A 12,381-nucleotide genomic window follows, 5' to 3' on the forward strand; every position below is an offset into this window, starting at 1 on the left:
CGGCCTCGGCTTCCTTCAGAAACCCGATGATTTGCTCTTCCGTAAAACGCTTCTTCATGTTCGTCTTCTTCTCCGAAAACGAACTTTACTAGGTTCTGACTGGCCCGGTTTGTTGGGGGCAGGTCAGATCGAAGAAGTTCGCAATGTGGTCGCGCTGCGCAACGAGCACTTTCCGGATGTGCAGATCGAAGCAGGGGTGTCGGTAGCCTTCGGTTGCACTATCGCGGGCACGGTGACCGACGACCAAACGATGCGTATGTGCTTGGCTATGGCCGAGTGCGGTGTGGACGAAATCGGCCTGTCCGATACGAGCGGCTACGCCAATCCGGCGCAGGTTCGCCGGCTGTTTCGCCGTTTGCGGTCAGAGGTCGGGCAAAGGGCAGGGGGGGCTCATTTCCACAACACGCGCGGCCAAGGATTGGCGAATGTCATCGCCGCGCTCGACGTCGGCGTGACAACGATCGATTCAAGCCAAGCCGGCCTCGGCGGCTGCCCGTACGCACCTGGCGCGACGGGCAACATCGTTACCGAAGACCTCGCCTTTTTGCTCGAAGCAATGGGTTACGACACGGGCGTGGATATCGACAAGCTCATTGCAGCCCGGGAGATTCTGGCTGAAGCCCTGCCGCGCGAACCTTTGTATGGGCATGTACAGGACGCCGGATTGCCCAAAGGCTTCACTTATGCAAACGGGCGCATGCCGAGCGCGCCTCAACCGGAAGGCTGTTTGTTGGGAGTCGCGCAATGAGCGAAGACCAAGCAAATCGAAACCTGCCGTACACCGGCGTGCGAGTCGTCGAGATGACCCATATGGTGATGGGGCCGACGTGTGGGATGGTGTTGGCGGACCTGGGCGCCGAAGTCATCAAGATCGAACCCATCGCCGGCGATAGCACACGATCGCTGCGGGGCTCAGGAGCGGGCTTCTTCAGCACGTTCAATCGCAACAAGAAGAGCATCGCAGTCGATGTCAAAGATCCCCGTGGCTGCGAGATTGTGCACAAGCTCGTGGCCGGCGCGGACGTCTTCAGTGAGAACTTCAAGAGCGGGACAGTAGACAAGCTCGGCCTGAGCTTTGCCACGCTGTCAAAGCTTAACCCGCGTCTCATCTATGTCTCGCACAAGGGCTTCTTGCCCGGTCCTTACGAGCATCGCACCGCTCTTGACGAAGTCGTACAGATGATGGGAGGCCTTGCCTATATGACAGGCCCCGAAGGTAGGCCGCTTCGGGCTGGGGCAAGCGTCAACGACATTATGGGGGGGATGTTCGGCGCCATTGGCGCAATGGCGGCGCTTGCACAACGTGAACGCACGGGGCGCGGGCAGGAGGTGCAGAGCGCCTTGTTCGAGAACAACGTCTTCCTTGTCGCGCAACACATGATGCAGTTCGCGGTGACGGGCCGGCCTGCGGCACCGATGCCGGGCAGAATTTCGGCGTGGGCTGTCTACGATGTGTTCTCCGTCAAAAACGGCGAGCAGATATTTTTGGCCGTTGTCTCCGATACGCAATGGGCCCTGTTCTGTGACGCGTTCGGTCTTTCAGAGTTGAAGAGCGATGAGCGCATCGCAACCAACAATCAACGCGTACAGGCGCGGGCTTGGTTGTTGCCGCAGCTTCGCGCCCATTTGGAAGCCTTTACCGCGGCTGAAATCAGCGCGATCTTTGAACGCTGCGGTCTTCCGTACGCGCCTATCACGAAGCCCCACGACTTGTTCGACGATCCTCATTTGCTCTCTACCGGTGGCCTTGTTGACGTCACCTTGCCTGCGGACGCAAGCACCGCCGGCCACCCGGTGATCACGAAGACAGCGTTGCTGCCGCTAACGCTCGGTGGAGAGCGTCTGACGTTGCGTGCAGCGCCGCCTTCTCTGGGACAAGACACGCAATCCCTGCTCATGCAACTGGGCTATTCGCCCGAAGAGCTTCGACAGTTGGTTGAGGCAGGCGTAGTCAGAGCTCAAGCCCCGCAAGCAGGGGGGGCGAGGACCGCCTCGGCTAACGAACTGGCGAGCGCCTGACCTTTGGAACACGTAAAGGATTGCAGCGCGGCACTGAGTCAGCTTGGGTCGGCGAATAATTCGAGACGGAGACAACATGACATTCATATCTGCTAACTTCGCGGGCGACGAGTCCGTCGATTCCACGCTTGAACAGCAGGCGGTCAGAAAGGCCGCATGGCGATTCATCCCACTGCTCGCGCTGGCGTACTTCTTCAATTACCTGGACCGCACCAGTGTCGGATTCGCGGCGCTAACCATGAACCGCGACCTCGGCCTTAGCGCCACTCAATTCGGGTGGGGAGCAGGCATCATGTTCTTGGGCTATTGCTTGTGCGAAGTGCCGAGCAACCTGGCGCTGTATCGCTTCGGCGCCCGACGTTGGCTCGCGCGCATCATGATCACGTGGGGCCTTTTCGCTGCCGCCACGGCACTCGCTGCCGGGCCGATGAGCTTCTACACAATCCGACTGCTCCTTGGAGTCGGCGAAGCCGGATTCTTTCCAGGTGTGATCTTCTTCCTCGCGCTCTGGTTTCCTGCAAACTACCGCACACGGGTTCTCGCTTGGTTTACCGTTTCGACTCCGCTCTCTTCGTTTATTGGTGGGCCGCTTTCGACGTGGCTGCTTCAGATGGACGGGTTTCTCGGCCTCGCAGGTTGGAAATGGATGTTCATCATCGAAGGCATTCCGGCGTGCCTGGTTGGCGTACTCGTATTGAAGCTCCTTGCCGACAAGCCCGCTGATGCCAAATGGCTGTCTCCGGAAGAGCGGCAAGCATTGCAAAGCGCATTTGACCGGGAAGGTGCCGCGAGTGGCAAGAAGAAGCACTTCGCCGCTGCGTTGAAAGACGTACGCGTCTACGTTCTGGCGATGATTTCCTTTGGCTTTACGATGGGCTCTTACGGTATCGGAATATGGCTACCTCAGATTCTCAAGAGCCACGGGATGACGGTCGGCCAAACCGGCTGGCTGTCCGCAATCCCTTACTTCTTTGCCACTATCGCGCTGCTTTGGTGGGCAAAGCGGGTCGATCGCCGCGGAGGCCACATTGCAAATCTGGCGGCGGGTTTATTAATGGGTGCTATCGCGCTTGGCGTGTCGACCCACTTCCACCAGTTGGTTCCGGCTATGGTTGGCATCACCCTGGCGCTGATCGGAACCATCGCCGGCCGCACCATCTTCTTCACATTGCCAGCCAGGTTTCTTTCCGGACAAGCCGCCGCCGGTGGCCTGGCGCTCATCAATTCGATCGGTGCAGCTGGCGGCTTCGCGGGCCCCTACCTCGTCGGCTATCTGAAGGACAGTTTCGGTACCTACACCGCGGGACTGATCGGGTTGTCGGTGGTGCTCGCCATCACAACCTTGCTGACCTTGTCTCTTTACGCCTTTGACAAGGGAGATAAGAATTGAAATCGAGACATTCGCCTCGCCGCCGCCAGCTTCTGGGCACGGTTGCGGCATCAATCGTGATTCCTGCCCTTGCCCCACACAAGGGTTTCGCAAACCAGGAAGTTCGTAGCATGAGCACGTCCAGCAACTATCTTCCGGTTCGCGCGCAATGGCTGGCCTCTAACACCGAGGCGGCAATCGAACCTGACCTGTCAATCGTCGACGCGCATCATCATTTCTACGAGCGACCCGGATGGACATACATGCTGGATCAATACCTCGAAGATGTTCGGTCGGGGCACAACGTGGTCGCGTCGGTGTACATGCAGGCACTGACCCGCTACCGTAAGGACGGTCCCGAGTTTATTCGTCCGGTAGGCGAAATCGACTACGTGGCGACCGTTACGGCACCGTTGCAGAAGGCGAAGCCGAAGGTAGCGAACGGCATGGTCGGATATGCAGATCTTCGTCGAGGTGCAGATGCACGCGAAGTTCTCGAAGCGGAGATCAAGGCCGGAGACGGCCGTTTCCGCGGCGTTCGCCATCTGGTGACATGGGATGCCGATACGACGCTCGCGAATCCTCTCACTGCCGCGCACCGCGGGCTGCTGCTCGATCCCAGCTATCGGCGGGGTGTGGCTCAATTGGCCCCGCTCGGCCTGTCCTACGACGCATGGGTGTTTTTCCCGCAACTACCGGAGCTACTCGATCTCGCAAAGGCGTTTCCCGATACGTCGATCATCATCAATCACTGCGGTGGCGTGCTGCGCGTCGCCTCCTATGAAGGCCGCCGAAAGGAAGTCTTCGAAACCTGGTCTCGCTCGATGCGCGAGCTGTCGCAGTTGCCAAACGTCTACGTCAAAGTGGGCGGGCTGGGTATGCGCATCAACGGCTTCGACTTCGAGAAGGGGGAGCGTCCGCCATCTTCGGTCGACCTTGCCCAAGCATGGAAACCCTGGATGGAATCTTGCATTGAGATGTTCGGCGCTAATCGCTGTATGTTCGAAAGCAATTTCCCTGTCGATAAAGGCTCCTACCCATATAGCAACGGCTGGAACGCTTTCAAGCGTTTGACAGCTAGCGCAAGTCCGGCCGAGAGGGAAGCGCTTTTTCGAGGCACGGCAAATAAGGTCTACCGCCTGGGGCTGTGAGCTGTGAGAAATTGCCCGACCCGTCCGCCGATTCGTTGAGACGATCATGAAAGGGCGAACTTCATTACGCAGCGCGGGGCCCACCCGAAGGATGGCTGGCAAGCAATGCAGCGCAGCGCTCGCGCAGGAAGGCATGCAACTGGTTGATCGCCGGCGACAGTTGCGCACGGTGAGCACAGATCAGGTGCAACGGCGCAAGCTCGCAATACTCCGAGGGAAGTAACTCCACCAGCCGACCTGCCTTCAAATCGTCGATGAGATCCAGTCGCGATTTGTAGACAATGCCTTCCCCGGCAACGGCCCAGCGGCGAACGGCATCGGCGTCGTCGCTGACGCGATTGCCTGTGACTGCCACGGTGCGCTCACCGCCCGGCGGCGTAAAGCGCCAGCGTTCATGAACCTGCTCGCTCCAGACATACCGCAGGCAGTTGTGTCGACGTAAATCCTCGACCTTGGACGGTGCACCGTGCCGTTCGAGGTACGAGGGTGCGGCGCACAGCGCACGTCGGTTGTCGTCGACCAGCTTCATGGCCACAAGAGACGAATCAGGCAGCGCTCCGTAGCGCACGGCGGCATCGAGCGGCTGGCGGACGAGGTCGGCCGCGCGATCGCTCATTCTCACGTGCAGCGACAAACCGGGGTGCAAGTGCTGAAAGTCATCCAGCCAGGGCAACAGCAGGTTTCGACCGAAGTCGGACGGAGCGGACAGCCGCAGCGGGCCGGACAGCGCCTCGCGGCCGTTCGCCAGGGCCTGCTCGCCTTGCTCCAGCGCGCCAATCATGACCCGCGCGTGCGGTAGATAACGCTCTCCAGCCTCCGATAGCTGCATGCTGCGCGTCGAACGGGTGAACAGCCGCGTGCCCAGCGCCTTTTCGAGCCGCTGCACCGACGCACTCGCCTGTGCCGGCGCAATATTCAGCTGGCGCGCCGCCTCCGAGAAGCTCCCGTAGTCGACCGTGTGCACGAAGATCTGAACGTCGTCGAGTCGAATCATTTTCATTGAAATGCCGAAAGTGTTTGGGCTCTGCAGGCATTTATCCGTATTTCGACGAAAGATAACATGCTCTCAATCACTCTTGGAGGACACGTCAATGAAAGCCATCGGTTTCTATCAGAACCATCTCATCAGCCACCCTGAGGCGCTGCAGGACATCGAGTTGCCGACGCCGGAGTTGCGCGACCATGACCTGTTGGTGGAAGTGAAAGCGGTGTCGGTGAACCCGGTCGATACCAAAATCCGTCGCGGTGGCGATATTCCGGAGGGCGGTGCGCGCATCGCCGGCTGGGACGCAGCGGGCATCGTTCGCGCAACCGGTCCGCTGGCCACGCACTTCAAGCCAGGCGACCGCGTGTGGTACGCCGGTGACATCACACGGCCCGGCAGCAACAGCGAACTGCACGCCGTGGACGAACGCATCGTCGGTCCCATGCCGGCATCCCTCGACTTCGCAGAGGCCGCCTCGTTGCCGCTGACGACGATCACGGCGTGGGAACTGCTGTTCGACCGCCTGCGTGTTCAGGCAGCGGACCCGACCGACAACAACGTGTTGCTCGTCATTGGAGCGGCGGGTGGCGTCGGCTCGATTCTGACGCAACTGGCGCGCGAGTTGACGGGCATGACCGTCATCGGCACGGCCTCGCGGCCGGAAACCCGCGAGTGGGTGCTGGCCCATGGCGCGCATTACGTCCTCGACCACAATCAGGCTTGGGCACCCCAGTTGGCCGCGCTCGGCATCGAGCACGTCACCCACGTTGCAGGGTTGAACAACAGCGCCGCCTATGTGCCTCAAATCGCCGCGGTGCTGCGCCCGGAGGGCCAATTCGCGCTCATCGACGACCCGGTGGGCCTGGACATCGGTCCGTTCAAAGGGAAATCCATCTCGATTCACTGGGAGCTCATGTTCACGCGCGCAATGTTCACCACGGACACCCTCGCACGGCAACACGCCTTGCTGCGCCGCGCGGCGCAGCTGGTCGACCAGGGCCGGCTCAAGCACACCCTGACCCGACGCATCGACGGTATCAACGCCAAAAGTCTGATCGAAGCGCATGCGCTGGTCGAAGCCGGCAACATGATCGGCAAGGTCGTCCTTGCGAACCACTGAACCCCTTTTGACAACGGACGGACATCATCATGACATCCCAAGTCATCGACACGGCGGCAATCAGCCTTGACGCCGCACAAGCATTGATAGCCGAAGCGCGCCGCGCGTGCGCCGCGCGAGGATTCGCCGCGACGATCGCAATTACCGATGCAGGCGGTCACCTGCGCGCTTTCGAGCGCGCGGATACGGCGCCGTTCCTGACTGTTGACGTCGCCATCGACAAGGCATGGACCGCCGCGTCATTCGGTATGGCCACGCACCAATGGAATCAGTACATGGCCGAGCCTGCCGTTGCCCCGCTGGCGCACCATCCGCGGCTGATGGCAGTCGGCGGTGGTGTACCGATCTTCTACGAAGGGCGCCTGTTGGGTGGCATCGGTGTTTCTGGCGGAACTTCGGCTCAAGATCACGAGGCCGCCGAGGAGGCGCTGCGTCGCGCGGGGTTTTTGCAGTGAGCCTGGGCCGTTGAGCGATCGGCTTGCCGTAGATCGCTTGCACGCATGCCGAACGTTAAGGGCGGCGGCGATTGCCTCCGCCTTTCCTTGTTTGCGTTCTATATTCGTCGTTATGGGTCACTTTGCGAGAGGAGAGGGCCGTGAATCGCATCCACATCGTCACCATCGCTTCGCGATTAGTGCTTCTGGGTCTCACGATGCAATCGGGCACTGCGTTGAGCCAACAGCCGGCGGACCAGTCACTGGACCAGCAACTGGCCGGCGCATGGACGTATGTCTCGGTCGACACCGTTCGCCCGGATGGGAGCCGCACACCCATGTACGGATCCAAGCCGCACGGTCTTGTGATTTTTGACGGTCATGGGCACTACGCGCTGGTGAATTCGCGCAGCGACTTACCCAAGTATCTGTCCAGCGATCGAATGAAAGGCAGTGCAGAGGAATATCGCGCCGTGGGGCAAGGTTCGATCGCACACTTTGGCACGTACGTCGTAAACGAAGCAGACAAAACCATCACCTTTCGCATAGATACAAGCACATTTCCAAACTGGAACGGTGTCGAACAGCGCAGGCCGTTTGTCCTCTCGGGGGACGATCTCAGGTGGACCACGCCTGCAGCCTCCGGGGGAGGTTCGGGTGAGGTCGTGCTGAGGCGAGCCAAATGACTTCGAGCACAGCCGAATGCTTTGCGTGGCAAGTTGGGCCCCCAGAGCGCAGCGACCGGAGTGGGCTCAACTCTCCCTCGGCGGTGGTACATTAAGCGCTCCGACTCGAAACATCGGGTGCGCCCGTCGGCGGCGCCTGAGAGGTCATCGGCTCGTGGGCCGGTGCCATTGTGTCCAGCAACGTGCGTCCGGACACAGGAGACAACCATGGACGTTCGGCAGCGCGATCACATCGAAACGGTGGTCTTAACGACGACCGGCCAGCCCCCGGTGGCAGCGCGGATGCACGATGCCATCATCCAAAGCTCATGGCAGCGTTGCGTACATCAGTACGGTCTCGATCCGACTCGGATGCAGGAAGCACGCATCGTTCCGGCGCAGCGGCTGCGCGAGCATCAGCAGCGCATCGACGATTTCGCCCGCATTGCACGGTATGGCCTGGAAACACTCTACAGTCAGGTCGCGGGGACGGGTTATGTCGTACTGCTGACCGATGCGGACGGTGTCGCTGTCGACTATCTGGGCGACGAAGGCGCCGATGCCGGATTGCGCCGCGCGGGCCTCTATCTGGGCGCGGAATGGAGCGAGGATGGAGCCGGCACTTGCGCGGTCGGCACGGCGCTGGCGACGGGCCATGCGCTCACCGTGCATCGGGACGATCACTTCGATGCCACGCATATTCCTTTGACTTGTACCGCGGCGCCGCTGTTCGATTCGCATGGCCAGCTTCATGCGATTTTGGACATATCGGCGTTGAGTTCGCCGCTTGCAAAAGACAGTCAGACCTTCGCGCTCTATCTCGTGCGGACTTATGCGAGCCGGATCGAGGATGCGTTTTTCCTCAGGCGTCACAGACGTGACTGGATCCTCAAACTGAGTCCCGCGCCGGAATTCATCGACGTCAATCCCGAGTATTTGATCGCGCTCGATGCGAGCGGCCGTATCGTCGGCCATAACCGCCGCGCTCAGAAGATGTTGATGGCTGACGTCGGCTTGGATACGGCGGGTTCGCCGCTGCTCGGCATGCAGTTCGACGCATTGTTCGAATTGCCGCTCGATCAATTGGGACGCTTCGTGTATTCGCGTCCGAGCGAGGAGCGCGTCGTCCGCATGACGGGAAGCGGCAAGTGCCTGTATCTGAGCGCTATGCCGCCGATGTTGCCTTTGCCGGCACGCACGGCGGACGATGCGCAAGCGCCGCTGCCGCGCGAATTGGCCGCACTATGCGGCGACGACGCGGCACTGCAGCGTCAGTTGCAACTGGCCGCGAGGCTTGTCGACGCGCCCATCAATTTGCTCATCAACGGGGAAACGGGTAGTGGCAAAGAGTATCTCGCGCGTGCGTTGCATCGAGCAAGCGCGCGTCGCGGCGGCCCGTTCATCGCCGTCAATTGCGCGGCGATTCCAGAAACGTTGATCGAAAGCGAACTGTTCGGACACTTGCCCAATAGCTTCTCGGGCGCCGGGTCGAAAGCCAAGCGCGGATTGATTCAAGAGGCCGATGGCGGCACCTTGTTCCTGGACGAGATCGGCGACATGCCCAGAGATCTGCAGTCGCGCCTGCTTCGCGTGCTTGCCGAAGGCGAAGTGCTCGCGATCGGCGCTTCGCGTCCCGTCCCGGTCAACATTCGAGTGATATCGGCGACGCACCATCCGCTCGACCGGCTGATCGGTGACGGGCGGTTCCGCGAAGACCTCTATTACCGTCTGAACGGCGCCCGGCTCGTCCTGCCGCCGCTGCGCGAACGCAGCGATCTCGATTGGCTGATCGACAAGTTTCTCGCCGGATCCGACGGCTCGCAGCGGTTCACGCTATCGGAATCGGCCCGCTCGCAGCTGCATCGGCATCGCTGGCCGGGCAACCTGCGCGAATTGCGCAACGCGCTCGAATATGCCCGTGCAATGTGCAGCAACAAACATATCGAAGCGGGCGATCTGCCCGATGGCATCGGCGGGCCGGGCGTCTCAGGCCTCCCGGATGCTTCGGCGCGCGGCCAGGCCGAGCAGGTGCGAGCCGCCGGCATCGAACCGAACGCGTGCGAATCCGAATGCGCGGTTCTCACGCGGCACCTGCGAGCCCATGGCTGGAACCTCAGTGCCGTCGCACGCGAATTGGGGATCAGCCGCATGACCCTGTACCGGCGCATGGCTCGCCATGGCATCCAGTCGCCGAACCGTAGCGATGCCGTCTCGTTACGCGCTGCGGGCGGCCCTGACGACGAATGAGCTTAGCGGTGTGCAGCAGCAGGCGCGCCGGGCCAACGATACGCCTGTCAATCGCGAGACATCTGATGCTGTGACACCTGTCACGGTCTCCGCCGAAAATCGCATATTCCCGCGCTGAACTTTCGGGGTAATCCCGGAATTTTGAGCCGGGATTCGCATGGCATACCTATTGCAGTCAAGCCTGTCGATACCAATACATTAGGAGACAGGCATGCACGAGCCTTCACCGGTTCGTCCGCCCGCGGTCGGCATCATTGCCAATCCCGTGTCGGCTCGCGACATTCGCCGTGTCGTGGCCAACGCGAACAGTCTGCAATTGGCCGACCGCGTCAACATCGTGCTGCGCGCCATGGCGGCGCTCGGCGCTTGCGGCGTGACCCGCGTGTTGATGATGCCGGACCGCGAAGGCTTGATGCCGATGCTCGAGCGGCATCTGAAACGCGAGCGCGCTGCGTCGAGCGGCAGCCAAGTATGGCCGCGATTGGAGTGGCTCGCGATGCCCGCGACGGGCCGTGTCGACGATACGTTTCTTGCCGCGCGCCTGATGCGCGAGGCGGCTGTCGCGGCCATCGTCGTGCTGGGCGGCGACGGTACGCATCGCGCCGTTGTGCGCGAGTGCGGGCGGGTTCCCATCGCCGGTTTATCGACCGGGACCAATAACGCTTATCCGGAGCTACGCGAGGCCACATCGGCGGGCCTCGCGGTGGGGCTTTATGCGATGGGCCGCATCGCACCCGATCGGGCGCTCGTCTACAACAAGCGGCTCGACGTCACGCTGAATGCGAGCGGTGGCGCCGTTCGACACGACATCGCGCTCGTGGACGTCGCGATCGCTAACGAACATTACATCGGCGCAAAGGCGCTATGGCGGACCGATTCGCTCGCTGCGATCTATTTGGCCTTTGCCGATCCCGAGGCGATCGGCTTGTCGGCGATCGGCGGGATGCTCGCACCGGTGGGCCGGCGCGAAGCAGGCGGCCTGCATGTGCAAGTGGCTCCCCCTGAGCCGCACGCCACGCGATACGAGGCAACCGATCCGCTTTTCCATCTTCATGCACCGATCGCACCGGGCCTTTTGCAGCCCGTGCCGGTGTACGGCTGGCATCGGCTTGTCGACGGCGAGCCGGTCATGGTCAGTCAACGCGCCGGTGTAGTGGCCCTGGACGGTGAGCGCGAAATCACGTTCGGGCCCGACGATCGGTTGGCGATCACCTTACGGGAGCGCGCGTTTCGTTCCGTCGCGGTGGCCGATTGCCTTCGTTACGCCGCCACGCACGGTTTGTTGCGCACGCAACTTTCGGCGGCGGCAGGCGGGGGAGCGCCAGCCTTCCGACCTTTTTTGCACCATGAAACGACACCCACCAAAGGAGACACGCATGACAGCGAACCCCGCAGCCCTGCCGCTGGGCCGTAAAGAACTACTCGAGTGCTATCGCAAGATGCGCACGATTCGCGAGTTCGAGGAGCGGCTGCACGTCGATTTCTCGCGCGGCGACATCCCCGGCTTCGTGCATCTCTACGCGGGCGAGGAAGCGGCCGGCGTGGGCATCTTGCACCACCTGCACGACGGCGACCGCATCGCCAGCACGCACCGCGGCCACGGCCATTGCATCGCCAAGGGCGTGGACGTGATCGGCATGATGAAGGAGATCTACGGCAAGACCGGGGGCTCCTGCAACGGTAAGGGCGGCTCGATGCATATCGCCGATCTCTCCAAAGGGATGATGGGCGCGAACGGCATTCTGGGCGCTGGCGCGCCCTTGATTTGCGGCGCTGCCTTGGCGGCGAAATTCCGTGGGAAGGGCGAAGTCGGCATCACGTTCGCGGGGGATGGCGCCTCGAATCAGGGCACTTTTCTCGAAAGCCTGAACCTCGCGGCGGTCTGGAATCTGCCCGTCATCTTCGTCATCGAAAACAACGGCTATGCGGAAGCGACGGCGCGTGAGTACGGCACCGCCGTCGATAGCTATGTCGATCGTGCGGCCGGCTTCGGCATTCCGGGCGTCACAGTGGACGGCACCGACTTTTTCGCTGTGCATGAAGCGGCGGGTGAAGTGATTCGACGCGCTCGCGAGGGCGGCGGCCCGTCGCTGCTCGAATGCAAGATGGTGCGCTTTTACGGCCACTTCGAAGGCGACGCACAGACTTACCGTGCGCCCGGCGAGCTCGACGACATCCGCACCCATCGCGATTGCCTGAAGATTTTCGCGGCACGCGTGACCGAGGCCGGCGTGCTCACGAAGGGCGAACTCGACGATATCGACAGCGAGATCGCCTCGCTCATCGAGCGCGCCGTGCAGGAAGCAAAGGCCGCGGAGCATCCCAAGCCCGCCGATCTGCTGACCGACGTCTACGTGAAGTATTGAACCGCGAACCCGACGAATCAAAGGA

The 12,381-nt window shown here is 61.7% G+C and carries 10 protein-coding genes and 1 pseudogene; 10 read left to right on the plus strand and 1 reads right to left on the minus strand.

Features of this window, described 5'->3' with window-relative positions; all coding sequences use genetic code 11:
- The 4 genes and pseudogenes from GWC77_RS22435 to GWC77_RS22450 all read left to right on the plus strand — a co-directional run.
- A pseudogene (locus GWC77_RS22435) lies at window positions 1–748 on the plus strand (hypothetical protein); the annotation flags it as partial.
- Window positions 745–2,019, plus strand: a complete 1,275-nt coding sequence (locus GWC77_RS22440) for a CaiB/BaiF CoA-transferase family protein (protein WP_173260424.1) — start codon at window positions 745–747, stop codon at window positions 2,017–2,019. The pseudogene GWC77_RS22435 and the gene GWC77_RS22440, both read left to right, overlap by 4 nt.
- A gap of 76 nt (window positions 2,020–2,095) precedes the next feature.
- Complete coding sequence (locus tag GWC77_RS22445) at window positions 2,096–3,409, plus strand: MFS transporter (protein WP_173260426.1); 1,314 nt, start codon at window positions 2,096–2,098, stop codon at window positions 3,407–3,409.
- Window positions 3,406–4,539: an amidohydrolase gene (locus tag GWC77_RS22450; protein ID WP_173260427.1), complete on the plus strand. Its 1,134-nt coding sequence runs from the start codon at window positions 3,406–3,408 to the stop codon at window positions 4,537–4,539. Before GWC77_RS22445 ends, GWC77_RS22450 begins: the two co-directional genes overlap by 4 nt.
- Before the next feature lie 64 nt (window positions 4,540–4,603).
- On the opposite strand, the gene GWC77_RS22455 is transcribed toward GWC77_RS22450, so the two are convergent.
- Complete coding sequence (locus GWC77_RS22455; RefSeq protein ID WP_173260457.1) at window positions 4,604–5,533, minus strand: LysR family transcriptional regulator; 930 nt, start codon at window positions 5,531–5,533, stop codon at window positions 4,604–4,606.
- Between the two features lie 97 nt (window positions 5,534–5,630).
- Between GWC77_RS22455 and GWC77_RS22460 the strand changes: the two genes are divergently transcribed.
- The 6 genes from GWC77_RS22460 (at window position 5,631) to GWC77_RS22485 (ending at window position 12,356) form a co-directional block, all read left to right on the plus strand.
- Entirely contained in the window at window positions 5,631–6,644 is a 1,014-nt protein-coding gene (locus GWC77_RS22460) for a zinc-binding alcohol dehydrogenase family protein (protein ID WP_173260459.1), read from the plus strand.
- Window positions 6,645–6,673: 29 nt separating this feature from the next.
- Window positions 6,674–7,099 carry a heme-binding protein gene (locus GWC77_RS22465; protein ID WP_173260429.1) on the plus strand — a complete coding sequence of 142 codons (426 nt, stop codon included), beginning with the start codon at window positions 6,674–6,676 and terminating at the stop codon, window positions 7,097–7,099.
- A 140-nt stretch (window positions 7,100–7,239) separates the two neighbouring features.
- Window positions 7,240–7,764, plus strand: a complete 525-nt coding sequence (locus GWC77_RS22470) for a lipocalin-like domain-containing protein (protein ID WP_367949077.1) — start codon at window positions 7,240–7,242, stop codon at window positions 7,762–7,764.
- Window positions 7,765–7,971: 207 nt separating this feature from the next.
- Window positions 7,972–9,990: a sigma-54-dependent Fis family transcriptional regulator gene (locus GWC77_RS22475; protein WP_173260432.1), complete on the plus strand. Its 2,019-nt coding sequence runs from the start codon at window positions 7,972–7,974 to the stop codon at window positions 9,988–9,990.
- A 211-nt stretch (window positions 9,991–10,201) separates the two neighbouring features.
- The gene (locus GWC77_RS22480; protein WP_173260434.1) at window positions 10,202–11,404 is read left to right on the plus strand and encodes an ATP-NAD kinase family protein; all 1,203 of its coding nucleotides are present in this window, start codon (window positions 10,202–10,204) and stop codon (window positions 11,402–11,404) included.
- Window positions 11,367–12,356 (plus strand): thiamine pyrophosphate-dependent dehydrogenase E1 component subunit alpha, encoded by a 990-nt coding sequence (locus tag GWC77_RS22485; protein WP_173260436.1) that lies wholly within the window; start codon window positions 11,367–11,369, stop codon window positions 12,354–12,356. Before GWC77_RS22480 ends, GWC77_RS22485 begins: the two co-directional genes overlap by 38 nt.
- Window positions 12,357–12,381: the final 25 nt, after the last annotated feature.

The organism is Paraburkholderia sp. NMBU_R16 (assembly GCF_013282575.1).
Classification (GTDB): Bacteria; Pseudomonadota; Gammaproteobacteria; order Burkholderiales; family Burkholderiaceae; genus Trinickia.

Coding starts and splice junctions, on each gene's coding strand:
- GWC77_RS22440 (WP_173260424.1), top strand. CDS start 745: ATGAGCGAAGACCAAGCAAATCGAAACCTGCCGTACACCGGCGTGCGA.
- GWC77_RS22445 (WP_173260426.1), top strand. CDS start 2,096: ATGACATTCATATCTGCTAACTTCGCGGGCGACGAGTCCGTCGATTCC.
- GWC77_RS22460 (WP_173260459.1), top strand. CDS start 5,631: ATGAAAGCCATCGGTTTCTATCAGAACCATCTCATCAGCCACCCTGAG.
- GWC77_RS22475 (WP_173260432.1), top strand. CDS start 7,972: ATGGACGTTCGGCAGCGCGATCACATCGAAACGGTGGTCTTAACGACG.
- GWC77_RS22480 (WP_173260434.1), top strand. CDS start 10,202: ATGCACGAGCCTTCACCGGTTCGTCCGCCCGCGGTCGGCATCATTGCC.
- GWC77_RS22455 (WP_173260457.1), bottom strand. CDS start 5,533: ATGATTCGACTCGACGACGTTCAGATCTTCGTGCACACGGTCGACTAC.
- GWC77_RS22465 (WP_173260429.1), top strand. CDS start 6,674: ATGACATCCCAAGTCATCGACACGGCGGCAATCAGCCTTGACGCCGCA.
- GWC77_RS22485 (WP_173260436.1), top strand. CDS start 11,367: ATGACAGCGAACCCCGCAGCCCTGCCGCTGGGCCGTAAAGAACTACTC.